General features: G+C 67.4%; 24 protein-coding genes and 1 tRNA gene. 17 read left to right on the top strand and 8 right to left on the bottom strand.

The window, feature by feature from the left end; all coding sequences use genetic code 11:
• The first annotated feature begins 106 nt into the window (after positions 1-106).
• The 6 genes from B215_RS0119150 to B215_RS0119125 all read left to right on the top strand — a co-directional run bounded on the left by B215_RS0119150 (position 107) and on the right by B215_RS0119125 (position 5,293).
• Complete coding sequence (locus B215_RS0119150; RefSeq protein WP_152997843.1) at positions 107-1,615, top strand: S10 family peptidase; 1,509 nt, start codon at positions 107-109, stop codon at positions 1,613-1,615.
• Between the two features lie 91 nt (positions 1,616-1,706).
• Entirely contained in the window at positions 1,707-2,270 is a 564-nt protein-coding gene (locus tag B215_RS0119145) for a CvpA family protein (protein WP_019371261.1), read from the top strand.
• Positions 2,271-2,366: 96 nt separating this feature from the next.
• Positions 2,367-2,801: an iron-sulfur cluster assembly scaffold protein gene (locus tag B215_RS0119140; RefSeq protein ID WP_019371260.1), complete on the top strand. Its 435-nt coding sequence runs from the start codon at positions 2,367-2,369 to the stop codon at positions 2,799-2,801.
• Positions 2,801-4,582 (top strand): cation:proton antiporter domain-containing protein, encoded by a 1,782-nt coding sequence (locus tag B215_RS0119135; RefSeq protein ID WP_026009424.1) that lies wholly within the window; start codon positions 2,801-2,803, stop codon positions 4,580-4,582. The genes B215_RS0119140 and B215_RS0119135 overlap by 1 nt, the downstream gene beginning before the upstream one ends.
• 13 nt (positions 4,583-4,595) lie before the next feature.
• Positions 4,596-4,937 (top strand): DUF423 domain-containing protein, encoded by a 342-nt coding sequence (locus tag B215_RS0119130; RefSeq protein WP_026009423.1) that lies wholly within the window; start codon positions 4,596-4,598, stop codon positions 4,935-4,937.
• The gene (locus tag B215_RS0119125; RefSeq protein WP_019371257.1) at positions 4,934-5,293 is read left to right on the top strand and encodes a hypothetical protein; all 360 of its coding nucleotides are present in this window, start codon (positions 4,934-4,936) and stop codon (positions 5,291-5,293) included. The genes B215_RS0119130 and B215_RS0119125 overlap by 4 nt, the downstream gene beginning before the upstream one ends.
• A 52-nt stretch (positions 5,294-5,345) precedes the next feature.
• On the opposite strand, the gene B215_RS21105 is transcribed toward B215_RS0119125, so the two are convergent.
• Positions 5,346-5,489, bottom strand: coding sequence for a DUF2256 domain-containing protein (locus B215_RS21105; RefSeq protein WP_082664473.1), 144 nt, complete (start codon positions 5,487-5,489; stop codon positions 5,346-5,348).
• Between the two features lie 5 nt (positions 5,490-5,494).
• Positions 5,495-7,372 (bottom strand): M1 family metallopeptidase, encoded by a 1,878-nt coding sequence (locus tag B215_RS0119120; RefSeq protein WP_026009422.1) that lies wholly within the window; start codon positions 7,370-7,372, stop codon positions 5,495-5,497.
• Positions 7,373-7,501: 129 nt separating this feature from the next.
• Between B215_RS0119120 and B215_RS0119115 the strand changes: the two genes are divergently transcribed.
• Complete coding sequence (locus tag B215_RS0119115) at positions 7,502-8,482, top strand: methyltransferase (protein ID WP_019371255.1); 981 nt, start codon at positions 7,502-7,504, stop codon at positions 8,480-8,482.
• Between the two features lie 169 nt (positions 8,483-8,651).
• Here the strand turns inward: B215_RS0119115 and aroB are convergent, their stop codons facing one another.
• Both aroB and B215_RS0119105 read right to left on the bottom strand, forming a co-directional pair.
• Positions 8,652-9,752: a 3-dehydroquinate synthase gene (gene aroB, locus B215_RS0119110; RefSeq protein ID WP_019371254.1), complete on the bottom strand. Its 1,101-nt coding sequence runs from the start codon at positions 9,750-9,752 to the stop codon at positions 8,652-8,654.
• Positions 9,749-10,288 (bottom strand): shikimate kinase, encoded by a 540-nt coding sequence (locus B215_RS0119105; RefSeq protein ID WP_037514293.1) that lies wholly within the window; start codon positions 10,286-10,288, stop codon positions 9,749-9,751. The genes aroB and B215_RS0119105 overlap by 4 nt, the downstream gene beginning before the upstream one ends.
• Positions 10,289-10,362: 74 nt before the next feature.
• On the opposite strand from B215_RS0119105, the gene B215_RS21650 reads away from it, so the two are divergent.
• The 4 genes from B215_RS21650 to B215_RS0119085 all read left to right on the top strand — a co-directional run bounded on the left by B215_RS21650 (position 10,363) and on the right by B215_RS0119085 (position 14,261).
• On the top strand, positions 10,363-10,500 hold the full coding sequence (locus B215_RS21650; protein ID WP_019371252.1) for a hypothetical protein: 138 nt from the start codon (positions 10,363-10,365) through the stop codon (positions 10,498-10,500).
• Between the two features lie 16 nt (positions 10,501-10,516).
• Positions 10,517-12,304 (top strand): hypothetical protein, encoded by a 1,788-nt coding sequence (locus B215_RS0119095; RefSeq protein ID WP_019371251.1) that lies wholly within the window; start codon positions 10,517-10,519, stop codon positions 12,302-12,304.
• On the top strand, positions 12,301-13,209 hold the full coding sequence (locus B215_RS0119090; protein ID WP_019371250.1) for a tyrosine-type recombinase/integrase: 909 nt from the start codon (positions 12,301-12,303) through the stop codon (positions 13,207-13,209). Before B215_RS0119095 ends, B215_RS0119090 begins: the two co-directional genes overlap by 4 nt.
• Before the next feature lie 104 nt (positions 13,210-13,313).
• The gene (locus B215_RS0119085; RefSeq protein ID WP_019371249.1) at positions 13,314-14,261 is read left to right on the top strand and encodes an acetyl-CoA carboxylase carboxyltransferase subunit alpha; all 948 of its coding nucleotides are present in this window, start codon (positions 13,314-13,316) and stop codon (positions 14,259-14,261) included.
• Between the two features lie 64 nt (positions 14,262-14,325).
• Here B215_RS0119085 and B215_RS0119080 read toward each other — a convergent pair whose 3' ends face one another.
• Together B215_RS0119080 and B215_RS0119075 are read right to left on the bottom strand one after the other, a co-directional pair.
• The gene (locus B215_RS0119080; RefSeq protein ID WP_019371248.1) at positions 14,326-14,496 is read right to left on the bottom strand and encodes a Flp family type IVb pilin; all 171 of its coding nucleotides are present in this window, start codon (positions 14,494-14,496) and stop codon (positions 14,326-14,328) included.
• 94 nt (positions 14,497-14,590) lie between these two features.
• A complete protein-coding gene (locus B215_RS0119075) occupies positions 14,591-14,758 on the bottom strand; it encodes a Flp family type IVb pilin (RefSeq protein WP_019371247.1) in 168 nt (55 codons plus the stop codon).
• 197 nt (positions 14,759-14,955) lie between these two features.
• Between B215_RS0119075 and B215_RS0119065 the strand changes: the two genes are divergently transcribed.
• Positions 14,956-15,417, top strand: a complete 462-nt coding sequence (locus B215_RS0119065) for a (deoxy)nucleoside triphosphate pyrophosphohydrolase (protein WP_019371246.1) — start codon at positions 14,956-14,958, stop codon at positions 15,415-15,417.
• On the opposite strand, the gene B215_RS0119060 is transcribed toward B215_RS0119065, so the two are convergent.
• On the bottom strand, positions 15,384-15,887 hold the full coding sequence (locus tag B215_RS0119060; protein ID WP_236704483.1) for a class I SAM-dependent methyltransferase: 504 nt from the start codon (positions 15,885-15,887) through the stop codon (positions 15,384-15,386). The two genes, B215_RS0119065 and B215_RS0119060, sit on opposite strands and share 34 nt — an antisense overlap.
• Positions 15,888-15,990: 103 nt before the next feature.
• Positions 15,991-16,818: a methyltransferase domain-containing protein gene (locus B215_RS0119055; RefSeq protein ID WP_019371244.1), complete on the bottom strand. Its 828-nt coding sequence runs from the start codon at positions 16,816-16,818 to the stop codon at positions 15,991-15,993.
• Between the two features lie 10 nt (positions 16,819-16,828).
• On the opposite strand from B215_RS0119055, the gene B215_RS0119050 reads away from it, so the two are divergent.
• From B215_RS0119050 to B215_RS0119030, 5 genes are all read left to right on the top strand, one after another.
• Positions 16,829-17,593 carry a ComF family protein gene (locus B215_RS0119050; RefSeq protein WP_019371243.1) on the top strand — a complete coding sequence of 255 codons (765 nt, stop codon included), beginning with the start codon at positions 16,829-16,831 and terminating at the stop codon, positions 17,591-17,593.
• Positions 17,594-17,628: 35 nt separating this feature from the next.
• Entirely contained in the window at positions 17,629-17,886 is a 258-nt protein-coding gene (gene grxC, locus B215_RS0119045; RefSeq protein ID WP_019371242.1) for a glutaredoxin 3, read from the top strand.
• On the top strand, positions 17,883-18,707 hold the full coding sequence (locus tag B215_RS0119040) for a carbon-nitrogen hydrolase family protein (RefSeq protein ID WP_019371241.1): 825 nt from the start codon (positions 17,883-17,885) through the stop codon (positions 18,705-18,707). Before grxC ends, B215_RS0119040 begins: the two co-directional genes overlap by 4 nt.
• The gene (locus B215_RS0119035) at positions 18,704-19,141 is read left to right on the top strand and encodes a DUF1178 family protein (RefSeq protein WP_019371240.1); all 438 of its coding nucleotides are present in this window, start codon (positions 18,704-18,706) and stop codon (positions 19,139-19,141) included. The genes B215_RS0119040 and B215_RS0119035 overlap by 4 nt, the downstream gene beginning before the upstream one ends.
• A 34-nt stretch (positions 19,142-19,175) precedes the next feature.
• A tRNA-Arg gene (locus B215_RS0119030) sits at positions 19,176-19,248 on the top strand.

Raw genomic sequence — 19,248 nt, 5'->3', positions numbered from 1 at the left:
GTTGATGGAAGCGGTTATCGGAAAGGGTTAACGCGCCCAGCCTGCCGCTTGATGATTTCGTGGCCGAAGCTAGGCTACGGCCAGATCCTGAAATTCGGAGAAGACCTTGCGCCGTTCCCCCTTGCTCGCCGCCTCTCTCGCCGCGCTCCTGCTCGCACCCCAGGCTCCGGCGCAAGACAAGGCGGCCGATGCGGCAGCCGCCGACAAATCCGATGCGAAGGGCGACAAGAGCGAACTGCCGCCGCTTCCAGACGACAAGACCATCACCCAGACCGCAGTGATCGGCGGCAAGTCGATCCGGTATCAGGCTACGGTGGGCAAGCTGCCGGTCTATGACGCCAAGGGCAAGAAGATCGGGGAGGTGGTGTACACCGCCTATATCGTCCCGGGCGGAGCGCCGAACCGGCCGGTGACCTTCGCCTTCAACGGCGGCCCGGGTGCCTCTTCGGTCTATCTCAACCTGGGCGCGGTGGGGCCGAAGCGGGTGCAGTTCGGGGACAAGGGCGATGCGCCCTCCGATGCGCCGCTGCTGGTCGACAATCCGGCAAGCTGGCTGGACATGACCGACCTCGTCTTCATCGATCCGATCGGCACCGGCTTCAGCCGCAGCCTGGTCGACGAAGCAGCGACCAAGAAGGCATTCTACGCGACCGAGCCCGACATCAAGTATCTCTCGCGCATTGTGTACGACTGGCTGGTCAAGAACGAGCGACTGCGCGCGCCCAAGTTCGTGATGGGCGAAAGCTATGGCGGCTATCGCGCGCCGCGGATCGCCTATGAACTCCAGACGCAGCTCGGCATCGGCGTAAACGGCATCGTGATGGTGTCGCCCTATCTCGATCCCGCTGCCACGGCCGGCTCGGATGCGCTGTCCCCGTTGCCCTGGATGATCAACCTGCCATCGATGGCGGCCGGCCATCTGGAGCGGCAAGGCCGGCTGACGCCGCAGGCAATGGCGGCGGTGGAGGCCTATACGCGCGGCGCCTTCGCCACCGATCTGCTCGCCGGCCGATCGGATCCGCAAGCGACCGCCCGGCTGGGGCAGAAAGTGGCGGAACTGACTGGCTTGGATCCAAAGCTGACTACGCGGCTGGACGGGCGAGTCGATGAAGGCACCTATCTGCGCGAGGTGCATCGCGACGACCAGAAGATCGGCAGCGTCTATGACTCGAACGTCGACGCTTTCGATCCCTTCCCCAATTCGGCGCAGCGCAAATCAGGCGACCCCATCCTGGAGGGTATCATCGCGCCGACCACCAGCGCGATGGTGGACTTCATCACGCGGAAGGTGGGCTGGAAAACGAACGCGCGATACAATGCGCTGTCCTATTCGGTGAACGAGGCGTGGGATCGCGGCACTCCGGACGACGCTCCGGTCAGCGATTTGCGCAAGGCGGTGGCCAACGATCCGAAGATGGGCGTGCTGATCGTACACGGCTATAACGACCTGTCCTGCCCGTATTTCGGTTCGCGGCTGATCATTGATCAGCTGCCGCGCTTCGGCAGCGACACGCGAGTGAAGCTGGGCGTTTACCCCGGCGGTCACATGTTCTATTCGCGTGGTCCCAGCGCCGATGCGTTCAAGGCGGATGCCCGGGCACTGTACGTGCGATGACAGCACTCTCTTGAGCCCCTTCTCGTGGAACTAGGGGGCTCAAGAAGAGACTCCCCTTCACCTTGCCATCCATCCTGCTAAAGCGCGCCGCATGACCGGGCTCGACATCGTCACCTTGCTGATCATTGCCGGCGCAGCCGTGCTCGGCTTTCTCCGCGGTTTCACCACCGAAGTGCTGGCGTTCCTCGCCTGGATCCTTGTGGTGGTGGCGGTGAAGTTCTTCCATGCCGGGCTGTCCGCGCTGCTCGCTCCGGTGATCGGCACCGAGGGCGGGGCGGCGGTGATGGCGTTTGTGGCCCTCGCCGGATCAAGCTATTTCGGCGGGCGGCTGATCGCCAACACGCTCGGCGGGCAGATGCGCAATTCGGTACTGGGGCCGATCGATCGCGCGCTGGGCGTCGGTTTCGGCGTCGCAAAGGGGCTGATCCTCGTCAGCATGGGCTTTCTAGTGCTCATGCTCGTGCTCGACACGTTCGAAGGCGGGCGGACGCGCCGGCCGAAATGGATTACCACGTCCGTCACCTATCCGCTGCTCGATACGACCAGTGCGGCAATCGGTGATTTCGTGGACCGGCGTCGCAAGGGTGAGCCGGTGTTCGGGGCAGACACGGCAAACGGGGACCAGGATCGGCCGCAGCGGCGCAGGCGCGATTGACCTTCCTCATGCAGGGAAGGGTCTTCGCCCGCTCGCCGCACCAATAGGAGGTAATTCGCGCTCGCAACTGCAGCGCCGCTATCCTAGATCGGGCCTATGAACGCGCCGCTCTACAATCTGGAAATCCTGCGGCTCGCCGCAGACATCCCGCATCATGAACGGCTGGAGCACTCCGGCGGCACCTCGGAGAAGCGCTCGCCGGTATGCGGCAGCCGGGTGACGGTTGACATCGATGTCGATGATGAAGGTCGCGTGGTGCAACTGGGCATGCTGGTGCGGGCCTGTGCGCTGGGGCAGGCTTCTGCGGCGCTGCTCGGTCGAGCGATACTCGGCCGCACCCCAACGGAGATCGCCGCGGCGCGCGACGCGCTGACGGCGTGGCTGGCGGGCGAGCGCGATACGCCGCCGGACTGGCCGGGAATCGACCTCTTCACGCCAGCGCTGCCGCATCGCGGGCGGCATGCCTCGATCCGGCTCGCCTTCGAGGCGGCTGCGGATGCTGCCGCGCAGGCAGCGGAGGCGCGCGTCTGATGGCACATGGGGGGGGAGGATCGCTGCTCGCAGATGCGGTACCGATGCTTGGCTTCGCGCTAGCGTTCGTGCTGTTGTTCCGGCGGCTGGGCCTGGGTGCGACCTTGGGCTTCCTCGTCGCCGGTGCGCTGGTCGGCCCGCATGTGTTGCGGCTGGTGGGCGATGCCGAGGGCAAGATGGGCATCGCCGAACTGGGCATCGCGCTGCTGCTGTTCCTCGTCGGGCTGGAACTTAGCCCGTCGCGCCTGTGGCGAATGCGCCGCGACATTTTCGGGTTGGGCCTATTGCAGGTTGCGCTGTGCGGCGTAGCCATCGCCGGCGTCGTCTGGGCGGTAACCGGATCGACCCTTGCTGCGGCCCTGGCGCTGGGGCTGCCCATGGGCCTTTCCTCCACCGCGCAGGTGCTACCGCTGCTCCAGTCCGCCGGTCGCCTCCGCACTCCGTTCGGCGAGCGCGCCTTCGCCATCCTGTTGTTCCAGGATCTGTCGATCGTGCCGCTGATCACCATCGTCGCGGCGATGTCGCGCAATCCGGCGGATCAGGGTGGCCCGCCGGGATGGCTGCTGGGGCTGTACACCATTGGTGCGATCGTCGGACTGGTGCTGGCAGGGCGGTTCCTGCTGCGCCCGCTGTTCCGGCTTATCGGCAATCTCGACGAGCGCGAGATGTTCGTCTTTGCCGGCCTGCTCACCGTCATTGCCAGCGCGGCGGTGATGGAAGCGCTGGGCCTTTCTGCCGCGCTCGGCGCGTTCATCGCCGGCGTGATGCTCGCGGATTCGCCCTTCCGCCACGAGCTGGAGGCGGATGTCGAACCGTTCCGCGCCATCCTTCTCGGCCTGTTCTTCGTGGCCGTCGGCATGACGCTCGACCTGCACGCGATTGCCGAGCGGCCCTTCTTCGTTGCCGGCATGGCGCTAGCGCTGATCGCTACCAAGACGGTGCTGATCATGGGGCTGGCACTGCTGTTCGGGATGAAGCCACGCGGCGCCTTCGCGCTGGGGGTGCTGTTGTCCCAGGGCGGTGAGTTCGGCTTCGTGCTGTTCGCCCAGGCGCAGAAGGCGCTGCTCATCGAGCCCCAGGCAGCGAGCGTGTTCAGCGCCATCGTTACGGTATCGATGGCGACCACGCCGTTCCTGATGATGGCGACGAAGCGGCTGCGCGCAGAACCGCCCAAGCCCGGCGCGCTACCCGACGGGCCACAGCAGGAAGGCGCCAACGCCGTCGTGGTCGGTTATGGCCGGTTTGGCCAGACGGTGGCGCAGATCCTGATCGCGCAGGACATCCCGGTGACGATCATTGATCGCGACGTCGAAATGATCGAGACCGCCGGCAGCTTCGGCATGAAGGTCTATTATGGCGACGGTACTCGCATCGATCTGCTGCGCCAGGCCGGTGCTGCGGATGCCGAGCTGATCCTTTTCTGCCAAGATGGCGACGCGATGGACACGGCCATCGTCGAAGGGGTGCACGCCGCCTTCCCCAAGGCAAGCATCTTCGTGCGCGCCTATGATCGTCGCAGCATCATGAAGCTGAAAGGCGCGCCGGTGGCGGGCGTCGTCCGCGAGGTGATGGAAAGCGCTGTTGTGATGGCGCGTCGTGCAATGGATGCGGTGGGTGTCGACGGGGCCGAGATCGACAAGACCGAAGCGGAATATCGCCGCCGCGATATCGAGCGACTGAAGCGGCAGAAGGAAACCGGCGACCTGTATGCCGGTCGCGACGGCATGTTCAGCCAGGCTGCGGCCGCTGCCGCAGCGGCGCAGGACCGCGGCGATGGCTGAGTGGAGCAGAGGCATGAACTGGATAGCAGTACTGGCGGCCTTGTCGGGGGCGATGGCGGTCGCGGCCGGCGCCTTTGGTGCGCACGGCGCGCAGGGCGTGGCGGTCGAGTGGCTCAAGACCGGCGGCCAATATCAGCTGGTGCACGCCGTGGCGGCCCTGGTGGCACTGCAAGTCGCCGCGCGGGGGCCTGCTGCATTGTTCGTGGGCGGCGCGTTCGTATTCGCGGGCACACTATACCTGATGGCACTGGGCCTGCCGCGCTGGCTCGGTGCGGTGACGCCGATCGGCGGGGCGGCAATGATTGCCGGATGGTTGTGGCTGGCCTGGGTGCTTGCGACGAAGGCGGGCCGATGAGCGAAGCGCAAGGGGAGTGGAGTTCGGCACAGGTCCGCACCTGGCTCGAACGCCGGATCAAGGCCGCGCGCGCGGACCAGGACGCTGCGGACCGCTACGGCCGCGACCGCGAGGACGACTATGACAAGGCGGCGGCCGAGGAGTGGGTGTGCGAGCAGTTCCGGCACAGCGATGCGGTGGACGACCAGGCCAAGCTTGCCGACGCGCTGAAGGCATTGCTGGCCAAGGATGATTTCTACCGCGCTGGCGTACGTAGCGAGCAGCGCTTCGAGCGCGAGGTGAAGGCGTATCTTCGCAAGCTCGCCAAGATGACCAAGACGAATACGGGTTTCGGGAAGACGCTGCGGTATCAGTGATCTTTTGCCCTTTCAGCCCCTCCCCTGAAGGAGAGGGGCTTACGAGAAGCCGCTATTTTCCCTTCCGCCGGCAGCGATCTGAGCAGTAGAGCACATTCTCCCAATCCCGCTCCCATTTCTTTCGCCAGGCAAAGGGGCGCTGGCAGACGGGACAGGTTTTGGTCGGCAGGTCCCGCTTGGCGACGCCGCCCGGCATAAGCGTTACTCCCCCGCGAGGATCTTGGCTATGCCGGCGGCGACGTTGGGGTGGTAGCTCGCCCTCGAAGCCGCATAGAAGCGGGCGGCGATCGGCTTCCCCCAATCGCCCTGCGCCATCAGATCGCGATAGATCGGGTAGATCAGCAGGCCGCGGCCGACACTGCCGACCAGCTTTCCGATCGACGGAACCGCCGGATCATAGCGATTGGCGATCGCCAACTCGCCCCAGGCGGAGCGGACATAGGCGTTGTTCGATGCTGAGAGGCCCAGCTTTTCGTCCAGTTCCTTCAGCCGCGCCGGCGTCTGCTTGCGATCGAGACCATTCAGGAAGCGCAGCCATTGCTGGGTCGACCAGCCCTTGGGGTTAACCGCCGAAACTGGTCCGCCCGCATTTACCGCCGCCAGCTGCGCGTCGATCGCTTTCAGCGTGGCGGATTCGACATGCACCGCATTGTTCGGGAGACCTGCGGCATAGGCCCATTTGTCGAGCTGGAGATTCGCCTCGAGCCCGGCGTCACCCTTCACAAGATTGGCGCGCAGGTCCGCCAGGAAGCCGGCGGTGGTCTGCGGCTGGAAGGCGTGGCGGTCGAAATAGCCGCGCAGATAGACGTCCCAACGCGCGCGCCCCACGGTGCGCTCGATCGTGCGCAGGAAGGTCGAGCCCTTGAAGTAATCGAGCTGCCCGAAGGTCGCGCCCGGATCGCCGTGCAGCCGCGTCGTCGGCGCCTCCATGCCGCCGGCATCGGCGATGTCACGTTGCAGCCCGTCCCATTCGAGATCGGCGTCGGTCGCGGCGCGTTCCTTGCCGTAGACCGCCTCCATGATGCGGTTCTCGAAATAGGTGGTGAACCCCTCGTTGAGCCAGCTGTCCGACCAGGTCGCGTTGGTCACGAGATTGCCCGACCAGCTATGCGCCAGCTCGTGCGCCACCACGTCGACGTTCGACTTGTCGCCGGTGATGATGGTGGGCGTCAGGAAGGTGAGAGTGGGGTTCTCCATGCCGCCATAGGGGAAGCTCGGCGGCAGGACGAGCATGTCGTAGCGGCCCCAGCGATAGGGTCCGTAGAGCGCCTGCGCCGCGTCGATCATCTTCTCGACATCGGCGACTTCCTTCGCGGCGGCGGCGAGCATGCTCGGCTCGGTCCACACGCCGGCGCGCGGGCCGACGGGCTGGAAGGCCAGGTCGCCCACCGCCAAGGCGATGAGGTACGGCGGCACCGGCTTGTCCATCCGGAAGCGGAAGCGGTGCCAGCCCTTGCCCGCCGGCACGCCCTTCGCGCCGTCGATCCGCGTGCCGCTCGCCACCGCGACGAGATCGGCGGGCACGGTGAGCGTGGCGGACCAGGTCTGGCGGATGCCGGGACTGTCCTGGGTGGGGATCCAGCTGCGGTTGTTGATCGGCTGGCCCTGGCTGAACAGGTACGGCTTCTTCTTGCCGGCGGTCAGCGCAGGCGCGAGCCATTGCAGCGCCGAGGCGCCGGGCGCGGTGGCATAGTGGAGCACGATCTTGCGCGCGCCGTTCAGCTGTACCGTCAGCGGCGCGCCGAGATCGGGCTTGGGCGCACCGACCGTGAAGGGCAGCGGCTTGCCCGCCGCATCGGTCACCTTGGCGATCACGAGCCCGTCGTCGTCGAGCACGATCTCGCTCGCGCCGGGCGCGGCGAGGATGTCGAGTGTGGCGGTGCCGCTGAGCGTCTTGCTCGCAAAATCCGCCTTCAGGTCGAGCGCGACATGGGTGACGCGGGCGACTTCCGGCCGCGCATAGGTCCATACGTCCTTCGCCTCGGGCGTCGTCAGGATCGGCGCGGGGGCGGTCTGCTGGGCGAGGACGGGGGAGACGAGCATGGTCGAAGCGGCGAGGGCCAGGGCTAGGATACGCATGGCACGGAGCTAGGCCTTGCTGCAGTTGGGGGCAAGACACTTGCCCTGGATCAAGCAGTTGCCGCCCTGTCGCGCGGACCCACCCGCACGCCCGTACGTTAGGGGCAGTCTGGTAACAAAGGGGTGCGCATGGAGTTTCTGGTGGCGGATCGGCCGGCGGCTGGGGTCGACGAGGGACCGCGAATATCGGCGCTGCGCACGCTGCTCGGCTTCCTTAAAGGTCGTGACTATCACTTCATTACGCCGACGCCGGCGACCCATGCCCGTGTACTGGCGCGCCCGGACCGCCGGCAAGCCGGGGACCTGCGCGACATCTTCGGGTGGAGCCTGCCGTTCGCCGAAGATCTGCTCGATGCGTCGCTCCGCACGGCGCTGGAGGCGGCGGGGCTGATTGAGCGGACCGGGTACGGGCTGCACAGCAAGGTACGCGTGTCGACGCTGGGCTCCTACCTGCTCGCGCATTCCGCCTATCCGACGGACGACAAGGATGCGGTGTTCTTCGGTCCGGACAGCTACCGCTTCGCGCGCTTCATCGCCGATGAGCTTCGCCGATGCCCAGGGCGGCAGGGCGCGACGCTGGTGGATATTGGAACCGGCGCGGGAGCGGGGGCCATAGCCGCTGCGCATTGCTGCCCGAAGGTCGAGATCGTGATGACGGACATCAATCCGGCAGCGCTGCGTCTCGCCCAAGTGAATGCGGAAGCCGCCGGTGTCCTGGCGCGGTTCCTCGAGGGCGACGATCTTTCCGGCATCCAGGGCGCGCTCGACCTGGTTTTGGCCAATCCGCCCTACATCATCGATCCTGCTGGCCGCGCCTACCGAGACGGCGGCGAACTGCATGGCGCGGGCGTTGCGATGGCGATGGCCAGCGAGGCGGTGCCGCGGCTCGCGCAGGGCGGGCGGTTCCTGCTCTATACCGGCAGCGCGATCGTGCGTGGGGAGGATGCTCTGCACGCGCGGCTGATGCAACTCGCGGCGATGGAGGGCTGCCGACTGCGCTACGAGGAGATCGACCCCGATGTGTTTGGCGAGGAACTTGAAACGGCGGCCTATGCGGATGTCGAGCGAATTGCGCTAGTGACGGCCGCAATCGAGCGGACCAACCTCTAAACTCCTCCCCGCTACGGGGAGGGGGACCGCGCGGCGCAGCCGCGTGGTGGAGGGGCCGCGCCGCAAGGCGCGGATAACGCCACCGCGGTCGGAACTCCGCCGCTCGCGCGGCGACCCCTCCACTAAGCCGCTTCGCGTCTTCGTCCCCCTTCCCATGCCGGGGAGGAACTCAGGCGTGCAACCCGTCCAAAAACGCCGCGACCTTCTCAAGGTCCACCGTCTTGTCCAGATACGTCTGCCCGATCCCGCGCGCGAGCAGGAAGGGCAGGGTGCTGCCCTCCATTTTCTTGTCATGTAGCATATGGGCGACCAGCGTCTTGCCGTCCGCCGTCACGCCCGCGGCGGCCAGCCCGTCCGGCAGCCCGACGCTGCGCAGATGCGCCGCCACTCGCACTGCGTCCTCGGCCGGGCACAGCCCCTGCTTGGCCGAGAAAGCGAAGGCCAGTGCCATCCCAGCCGCCACTGCTTCGCCGTGGAGCAGCTTGTCCGAAAAGCCCGTCTCCGCCTCCAGCGCATGGCCGAAGGTGTGCCCTAGGTTGAGCAGTGCCCGGGTGCCGGTGGTCTCGCGTTCGTCGGCGGCAACGATGCGGGCCTTGGCGGCGACCGAATGGGCGATTGCGCGCGCCCGTGCATCGGGATCGCCTGTGAACAGCGCAGCGGCATTGTCCTCGCACCACGCAAAGAACCCGGCGTCGTCGATCAGCCCGTATTTGGCGACCTCGGCATAGCCCGCCCGCAGTTCGCGTTGGGGCAGACTATCGAGCACCTGCGGATCGATAAGGACTACAGAAGGCTGGTGGAACGCGCCGATCAGGTTCTTGCCCGCCTTGGAATTGATTGCCGTTTTGCCGCCCACCGAACTGTCCACCTGCGCCAGCAGAGTGGTGGGAATCTGGACGAAGTTGCAACCGCGCTTGAGGATGCTCGTCGCGAAGCCAACCAGGTCTCCGATCACGCCGCCACCCAGCGCGATCACATGGTCGCTGCGCACTACGCCCTGCTCCAGCAGCCAGTCGGTTAGCGATTCGAGTTGCGCCCAACTCTTGGTGCTCTCGCCCGCCGGCAGCACCCGCACCGGCGCGGCGACGCCATGGGCGGCGAGGCTGGCGACCAGCGTCTCGCAATGTATCGCGAGGTTCGTATCGGTGACGATCGGCATCGGCCGCCCGCGCGAAAGGGGCGCGAGGATCTCGCCGGCACGCGCCAGCAAGCCGGGTTCGATGCGCACGTCATAGCTGCGTGCGCCGAGCGCGACGGGGATGGTGGTCACTTGGGCAGGGCCTTCAGGATCGCTTCGACGGTGGTTTCGTGCGGTGCGGCTACGCTGGGCACGCGGATCTGCGCAAGCGCGTAATAGGGATTGCGCACCCGAGCGAGCTCGGTGAGCGTCGCCAACGGGTCTTTGCCGCGCAGCAGAGGCCGGGTGTCGCGCCTGCGCACCCGGTCCGCCAGCACCGCGGGCTCCGCATCGAGCCAGATCGAAATCGCCTGGTCGAGGATCAGCGCGCGGGTCTCGTCGTTGATGAACGCGCCGCCGCCCGTTGCGATCACCTTTGGGGTGCCATCCACCAATCGACCGATCACCCGGCGTTCGCCGTCGCGGAAATGCGGCTCGCCGAATCGATCGAAGATGTCGGCGACGCTCATCCCCGCGGCCGATTCGATTTCCGCATCGGCGTCAACGAACGGCAGCCGCAGCCGCTGGGCGAGGCGGCGGCCCACCGTGGTTTTGCCAGCCCCCATCAGCCCCACCAATACGATTGGCTTGCCGGTCCACCCCTGAAGTTGCGCGTGCGTTTGTAACATCGTGCGAAGGGCTATACAGCGTGCCCCCGTGTCGGGCAAAAGGCGCGCCGACCAGAGGATACGGACTTTTTCTGATGCTGCGTTTGCTTGTCGTGTTGCTTGTTGTCCTGGCGCTGTTCGTTGCGGCGATGTTTGCCTTCGCCGGGCGGAACACCGTGAAAGAGCCGGTGCGCATGGAAAAGGCCGTCGCGCTTGAAAACCTGGCCAATTAGGGTTTCGCGGCTCGCCTTGGGTGCGCTGGTGCTGGCGGGCTTCGGCATGCCGGCGTTCAGCCAGCAGAAGCAGCAGAATGCTCCCGAGTCGCTGTTGCCACCGGGGTTCGATCAGCCGGCCCAGGCGCCCTCACGGCCGCAGCCGGCGCCCACGCGCGCGCCTTCTCCGTCGCCTTCCCCGTCGACCGCAGCGGAAATGGCTACGCCGAATCCGGCGGCGCTGCCGGCGGGTGATGACGAATCGTTCGATATGGGCGAAGGCAATGTCTCCGCTGCTGAACTGCCCCCGATCGATCTGTCGCAATATGATCTGCCCAGGGCCGCGCGCCATGGGCTGAACCGCATCGGCACCTTCGCCTGGGGCAACGCGCCCTTCCCGGCGGATGCGTTCGGCGATGTGCCCGGTCGTACGTTGATGGCGTTGCTGCACCGGCTCGATGCGCCCGTCGCCTCGCGCTGGGTATCGATTGCGCTGCGCCGTGCGCTGATGTCACCCATCGATACGCCAGCCGGTGTAAACGGCGCCGATTTTGCGGCCGAACGGGCTTGGCTGTTGCTGCGGATGGGCGAAGCGGTTGCTGCGCGCGCGGTGGTGGGGTTTGTCGACGCCGAGGACTATACCAACGCCCTGGACCAGGCGGTGATGCAGGTTGCGCTCGCCTCCAGCGATCCGGCGGCGGTCTGCCCGGTCGTCGATCGCGCGGCAGCGCGGTTGCAGGATCGGGGCTGGGCGCTGGCTCAGGCAATCTGCGCCGCGCTCGGCGGCAAGCCTAGCGAGGCCGAACAGCGACTGGAAGCGGCGCGCCGTGGCTCGCAGCAGAACAACATCGACAATCTGCTCGCCGCCAAGCTGGTCGGCATGGGTGCCGATTCGCGCCGGGCGGTGACGATCGACTGGATCGGCGTGCCCCGGCTTACCCCCTGGCGCTTCGGCCTGGCCAGCGCCGCAGGGGTCGACGTGCCGGACAATCTGTTTGCCACCGCGGGCCCCGAAGTCCGCTACTGGCAGGCGCTGTCGCCGGCGGTATCGCCGGTGGTGCGCGCGCCGGCTGCCGAGCTCGCCGCGGCGGCAGGGGTGTTTTCCACGGCCGGGCTCGTCGATCTCTATGCCGAGATCGACCAGGGCAGCGATGTTCCCGATGCGCTGCAGGCTACGGCACGCGAGCTGCGCACCGCCTATAATGGCGGATCGCCGGCCGAGCGGGTGCAGGCGATGCGCGCGCTGTGGGATGCCGCCGAAACGCCGCGGACCCGTTATGCCCGGCTGGTGCTGACTGCCAAGGCGGCGGCGTGGATCCCGGCCGGCAAGGATGTCGCCGAGCCCGACCGGCTGATCGCCTCGATGCTCTCCGCCGGCTATGATGCGGCGGCGCTGCAATGGCGCGGTGTGGTTGCGCCGGGCAGCGAGGGCTGGGCGCTGCTGGCGCTTGCCGATGCCGGCGGGCCGATCGGCTATGCCGATTTCGAACGCTATGTCGGTGCCGCGAGTCCGCGCAAGGCGGCGATGCTGCTGGCCGGCCTTGCCGGTCTGGGGCGGCTTACCCCCACCGATGCACGCCGGGGGGCAGAGGCAACGCAGGTGCAGATCGGTGGCGTCAACCGCTGGATTCAGGCGATCGATCGCGCCGCTGCTGCCAACCAGCCCGGCATGGTCGCGTTGCTCGCTGCCACGGGCATGCAGTCGCCGCGCTGGGATCAGGTGACGCCGGAGGCGCTGTTCCACATCGTCTCGGCCATGCGTGCGGCGGGGATGAGCAACTATGCGCGCCTGATCGCCGTGGAGGCGGTGACGCGGGCGGCGTGAAGGGCGTCAGCGACGATCGCGCGCTGATCGAGCGCTTCCTGGAGATGCTCCGCGCCGAGTCTGGTGCCGCCGCCAACACCATCGCGGCCTATGAAACTGATCTGCGGCTCGCCTCGCAGGCGCTGGACGGACGCTTGTACGAAGCCGGTCGCCCAGAAATCGAGCGACTGGCGGGCGGCTGGCAGGATCTGGCGCGGGCCACAGTCGCCCGCAAATCGGCGGCCCTCCGGCGCTTTTTTGGCTTCCTGGCAGAGGAGGGGCACCGTGCCGACGATCCCGGCGCGGCCTTGCCGCGTCCCGGCGCAGCGCGACGGCTGCCGAAGATTTTGGGAACGACGGATGTCGATGCGCTGTTCGCTGCCATCGCCGCGCGGCAGGCGCGCGTACCGCCCGATCCGCTCGACCTGCGGCTCGCCGCGCTGATCGAGCTGCTCTATGGATCGGGCCTGCGCGCCACGGAGCTGGTGTCGCTGCCGCGCAACGCCATCCATCCCGACCGGCCGTTCCTGATCCTGAAGGGTAAGGGCGGGCGCGAGCGGCTGGTGCCGATTTCCGATCGCGCGCGCGCCGCGGTGGCGCTGTGGCGCGGGCAGGTGCCGCCGGACAAGGCCTGGCTGTTCCCCTCAGGCAAGAAGCACCTCACCCGCGTGCGGCTGTACCAGATCGTCCGGGCGCTGGCGGCGGAAGCGGGCATCCCGCCCGATCGCGTGAGCCCGCACGTCTTGCGCCATGCCTTCGCCACGCACCTTCTGGAGGGCGGCGCCGACCTACGCGCGCTGCAGGCGATGCTTGGCCATGCCGATATCGCCACCACCGAAATCTATACCCATGTCGATAGCCGCAGGCTGGTCGAACTGGTCAACGAGCGCCACCCGCTGGGCGAGGCTCTCGCGGGTAGAAAATAGCAATCCTGCCCGAGCCTCGCCCGCGGGGAAACGGGCACGGCGCCCACTGTCACCTTACGCACCCTCGTTGACGCGAAGCGCGGCTCCGCGTAGCGCCACGCCCCATGACGACATTCCTCGACTTCGAGAAGCCGATTGCCGAGCTCCAGGGCAAGATCGATGAGCTGCGCAACGCTGCCCAGGGCGGCGAAGTGGACATCGCCGCGGAGATCGCCCCGCTTCAGGCCAAATCGGACAAGCTGCTGCTCGACACCTATGCCCGGCTCACCCCCTGGCAGAAGACGCAGGTCGCTCGCCATCCCGAACGCCCGCACTTCAAGCATTACGTCGCCGGTCTGATCGAAGACTTCATGCCGCTGGGCGGCGATCGCGCCTTTGCCGACGACAATGCGATCATTGGCGGTCTCGGCCGATTCCGCGGCCGCCGGGTGATGGTGATCGGCCATGAAAAGGGCGACGATACCGCCAGCCGGCTCAAACATAATTTCGGCATGGGTAAGCCGGAGGGCTATCGCAAGGCGATCCGCCTGATGAAGCTGGCCGATCGGTTCGGCATCCCCGTGATCACGCTCGTTGACACCTCCGGCGCCTTCCCAGGCGTGCAGGCCGAAGAGCGCGGCCAGGCCGAAGCCATCGCGCGCTCGACCGAAGCTTGTCTGGCGCTGGGCGTGCCGCTGGTCGCCTCGATCCTCGGCGAAGGCGGTTCGGGCGGCGCCGTGGCGCTGGCCGCGGGCAACCAGGTGCTCATGATGGAGCACGCGGTCTATTCGGTGATTTCGCCGGAAGGCTGCGCTTCGATCCTGTGGCGCACCGCCGACAAGGCGCCCGACGCCGCAGAGGCGATGAAGGTCACTGCGCAGCACCTGAAGGAATTGGGCGTGATCGACCGTATCGTGCCGGAACCGCTGGGCGGAGCGCATCGTGCGCCGGGGCAGGCGGTGCAGGCGCTCGGCGATGCTATCGAGCGCTGTCTGCGCGATATGGCCGATATGTCGCCGGAGGCGCTGCGCCAGTCGCGGCGGGCCAAGTTCCTGGCGATGGGCCGGATCTAGATCGGGAAACGGGCGGCGTGCGCATGCCGCCCGATTGCTTCCGCAAGAACGATGCAGCCCGGGATCAGGATGCCTGCATCTTCGTGGAAACGGTGCCGAAGGTGGTGCTGAGCTGATTGCCCAGCGTTCCCATCGCGGTAACCGCCGCGACGGCGATTAGCGCTGCGATCAGCGCATATTCGATGGCGGTTGCGCCCTTGCGATGGGCGATGAGGGTCCGAACAAACTTCTTCATGATGCTTTCCCTTCTCCCAAGCGCATCCGGGTGCGGTGCGTTCGGCATGTGCGGTAGTGCCGCACCGCGGCGGCACCCCCTGCGGCTGTGAGGCTTACGAAGCCTTCATGTTCGACGTGACGTTGCCGAAGGTCGTCTTGAGCTGGTTGCCCAGGCTGCCCATCGCGGTGACCGCGGCCACGGCGATCAGCGCGGCGATCAGCCCATATTCGATCGCGGTTGCGCCCTTGGCGTTCTTGAGGAAGTTCCGAATCTTCTGCATACCCAACTCCATCGTCCTGCGGACGTGCGTTTTTTGTGCTTCGCCCGATCCCTGGGCGACGCTGGCCGAACCGTAACCAGGATGCGTTAAGAAGCGGCTAAGTGCGCCCTTGGGGGCGATACGGTGTCGGGCTCGCATCGAGGCGCGATCTCGTCCACAAGCCTGCGCCGCACCACCCGCACGGAACGGAATCCACGATGGACGCAGCCCTGCCGAAACCCTTTTTGTTGACGGTCGTCGCCGCGGCCATGCTCCGGGAAGGGCGAGTGCTGGTGCAGCAGCGGCCGTCTGGCACGCCGATGGCCGGCCTGTGGGAGTTCCCCGGCGGCAAGGTGGAGCCGGGCGAAACGCCGGAACATGCGCTGGCCCGCGAACTGCACGAAGAACTCGGCATCGGCGTCGACCCCGCCGCGCTGGTACCGCTCACGTTCGCCAGCGAAGCGCTGGGCGATCGCCACCTGCTCTTGCTGCTCTACCGGCTGGATCGCTGGCAGGGCGCGCCCGAGCCACGCCATGCCACCGCGCTATGCTGGGCGGACCACGCGACGCTGCGTACCCTGCCGATGCCGCCCGCAGACCTGCCGTTTCCGGCTGCGCTGGCGCCGCTGCTCGGAAAACCACGCAGTCAGGACGGCACCGTCGCCATCGCCTCAAAATAGTGATTCTGCCCTTCGTCGGTTGCGCTGCCGAGAGGCTTGAGCCCGGCCGCGGCCAGCAGGGCGTGATAGCGTGTCGCGCCGAGGGCGCGGGATCGACGGCCCGTCAGGATATCGTCCCACTCGCAGGCCGCCTGCGGGGCGCTGAACAGGAATCGGCCGCCGGGATGCAGCGCCTGTGCGACGCGCTGGATGATCCGGCGTTGCGCCGCTTCCGGCAACAGGAACATCAGCCCGATTGCGATCGCACCGTTGAAGCGCCGGTCGAAGAAGCGGCTTTCCTCCGCGCTTTCGCACGCCGCGGCCGCGTCCGGCAAGTTTTGGCGGAAGGCAGCCAGCATGGCGGGTGCGGGGTCGATGGCAAAGATCGCAAAGCCCTGCTCCGCCAGCGTCGTCGCAATCGGCCAGCCCGTGCCGCAGCCGATATCGAGGATCGCACCATTGCGCGGCAGATTGCGCGACCAGCGGCGCACCACGTCCGCCCCAACCGGCGATCGAGCCGCCGCAAACGCTTCGACTACGGCCTCCCAGCCGGCGGAAGCGTCTTCGCTCAGGCGATTCGCTCCTGCATGGCGGTTATCCCTTCGGCTTGAGCGCCGCAGCAAGCGACGTGGTGGCACTGCCGCGCCGCGCAGGCTGCGGCTGCGACGCGTCGGGCGCCCAGCCGGTGCAGTACACGATCTCGAACCGCTCGGGGGTGCGTCCGTCGGGATCGGCGCGCTCGACAAAGGCAGCGGCCGTGCCGAGCAGAGTCTCGCGGCGCAGCGGCGGCGTGCCCGGCAGCAGGTTGGTCGCCGCCATGCCGCGCAGGTCACGGATCAGCCCGGCGAGGCCGGTGTAGCGGACGGTCAGCGTCTCCACATCAGCAACAGGCAGGGTGAAGCCCGCCCGCGACAAAAGGTCTCCGGCGGCGCGCACGTCGATCTGCGGATGGAATCGGGCCACCGGGCGATCGGCCTCGGCACCGATCAGGCAGGCGCGCAGCGTCGCTAGCGTGCCGGCCCCGAGGAACGCGCCCAGGAACAGGCCGTCCGGCTTCAACGCGCGGCGGGCGAGGGTAAGCGCGCCGGGCACGTCGTTTACCGTGTCGAGTACCCCGGCGGAAACCACCAGGTCGAAGCTTCCCTCGGGGAATGGGTGCATGTCTTCATCGGCGTGGATCGCGCCGCTGGCGGCGGCGAAGGCAGCGCCGGCCTCCTGCCGCGTGATCTGCGCGCCAGGCCAGGTGAAGCTGCCATCATGGCTGCCGAGATCGAGGATCTGGCGAAACTCGCGCTTTACGCCTTCCAGACGTTCATACAGCCCGTCGAGCATGTGCTCGCGCAGGAAGCTCTCATAGCTGCGGGCGGCGCGATCGCGGCGCTTGCGGCGCAGGGCGCGGTCGAAGATCTCGGAGTCGGACACGGCCGCGCTTGTGCAGCGGGACGCGGGCGGCGACAAGAGCGGCGTGGATCTGCGCGCCCCCTTCTCCCGCCTGATCGATCTGGCCTTGCCGCCGCGCTGCCCCGGCTGCGGCGCGCTGGTAGAGGCGGACCATCGCTTCTGCGTGTGCTGCTGGGAAGGGATGCGGTTTCTCGGTCCGCCCTGGTGCGCGGCCTGCCATGTGCCGTTCGCCTTCGATCGGGGAGAGGGGGCGTGCTGCATCGATTGTCTTGCAAGCCCGCCGCCGCATGACGGGGTTCGCGCAGCGGTCGCCTATGGGGAGGTGTCGCGAACGGTTGCGCTGAAGCTCAAATATGGTGGCAAGCTGGCGGCCGCGGAGACGATGGCGCGCGCGATGCTGCGGCTGATGCCGACGGAGGCGGAGCTGTTGGTGCCGGTGCCGCTGCACCGGTGGCGCTTGTGGTCGCGCGGGTTCAACCAGGCCGCTCTGGTGGCGCGCGGCCTCTCCCGACAGAGCGGCGTGCCGGTCGATGTGGCGGTGCTGCGGCGGACGAAAGCCACGCCTATGCTGCGCGGGTTGGGCGCGCGGGCCCGTGCCAAGGCCGTGGCGGGCGCCTTCGCGCTAGCGCCGGATGCTGCCGCGGTGCTCAAAGGCAAGACGGTGGTGCTGGTCGACGATGTGCACACCAGCGGCGCCACCGGCAATGCCTGTGCCCGTCTGCTCAAGCGTGGCGGCGCAGCGCGGGTGATCCTTCTGTGCTGGGCGCGCGTTCTTCCCGGTGAGGACCTGGATTGACAAGCCGGGGCACCACGCACACCTCTGGAGGCATCATGGCAAAAGTCGAAATCTACACCAAGGCGTTCTGTCCTTATTGCACCCGCGCCAAGCAGCTCCTGTCCAGCAAGGGCGCGACGTTCGAAGAATATGACATCACCATGGGTGGACCGAAGCGCGCCGAGATGCTGGACCGCGCGCCGGGCCGTACGACGGTGCCGCAGATCTTTATTGATGGGCGGCATATCGGCGGATCGGACGATCTCGCCGCGCTCGATCGCAAGGGCGGATTGGACCCGCTGCTCGCCGCATGACCCGCGCCGCGCTGCTCCAAATGACCAGCGGGATCGATCCCGCCGGCAACGCCGCGACGTTGGCGGCCGGCGTGGCCGAGGCCAAGGCCGGTGGTGCGGCGATGCTGTTCACCCCCGAAATGTCCGGCCTCCTCGACGGCAACCGCGAGCGCGCGCAGCGTCACTATGCGCATGAGCGCGATGATCATGTACTTTCGGCAGTGCGCGAAGCGGCGGCGAAGCACGGGATCTGGGTGCATCTGGGCAGCCTCGCTGTGCTGCGCGAAGACGGCAAGCTCGCCAACCGCGCCTTCGTGGTCGACGATAGCGGGGCGATCCGCGCCCGCTACGACAAGATGCACCTGTTCGACGTCGATCTTCCCACCGGCGAAAGCTGGCGCGAATCGAACAGCTATACCGCTGGCGCCGGTCCCGTGGTGGTGCATACACCGCTCGGCATGTTGGGTCTGGCGATCTGCTACGACCTGCGCTTTCCGGATCTTTTTCGGGCGCTCAGCGATGCCGGCGCCACGATATTTGCGGTGCCTGCGGCGTTCACACGGCCGACAGGGGCAGCGCACTGGCACGTCCTGCTCCGCGCCCGCGCGATCGAAGCCGCGGCGTTCGTGATCGCAGCAGCGCAAACCGGCGTGCATGCGGATGGCCGCACCACCTATGGGCACAGCCTCGCGATCGATCCCTGGGGCGACGTGCTGCTGGACTTGGGGGAGCCCGCAGGCCTTGGCTTCGTGGACATCGCGCCGGCCCGTATTGAAGAAGTACGGGCGCGCGTGCCGGTCCTGCGCCATCGCCGTGCCATTCCTGCCGTGGCGACATCATGATCGTGTTCGATCTGAAGTGCGGCGGCGGGCACGTGTTCGAAGCATGGTTCAAGTCGAGCGGCGCCTATGAGGAGCAGCGCGCGACCGGGTTGATCGCATGTCCGCTCTGTGGCGATAGCGAGGTTGGCAAGGCGGTGATGGCGCCCGCCGTGGCTGCCAAGGGCAACCAGCAGCCTGAACGGCCCGTGGTCCCCGCCGATTCAATGAAGGCTGCGCTCGCCGCGATCGCCGAAATGCAGGCGAAGCAGCTCGAACGTTCCCAATGGGTCGGGACGGCCTTTGCGGAAAAGGCGCGGGCGATGCACCAGGGCGAGGAGCCCGAGGCTCCGATCCACGGCAAAGCGACGATCGCGGAGGCCAAGGCGCTGGTGGACGAAGGCGTGCCGGTGGCGCCGCTGCTGGTGCCGGTGGTGCCGCCCGAGGCTTGCAATTGATTTGCCGGCGCCGGCTCGGTACCAGCGACGGCGTGGCCCGGTAGCTCAGCAGGATAGAGCAAGCGATTCCTAATCGAGAGGTCGGAGGTTCGAATCCTCTCCGGGCC

This window comes from Sphingomonas sp. ATCC 31555 (assembly GCF_000282895.1).
GTDB lineage: Bacteria > Pseudomonadota > Alphaproteobacteria > Sphingomonadales > Sphingomonadaceae > Sphingomonas.
The sequence above is the reverse complement of the archived record's forward strand: the minus strand, read 5'-3'. Positions and strand labels throughout refer to the sequence as shown.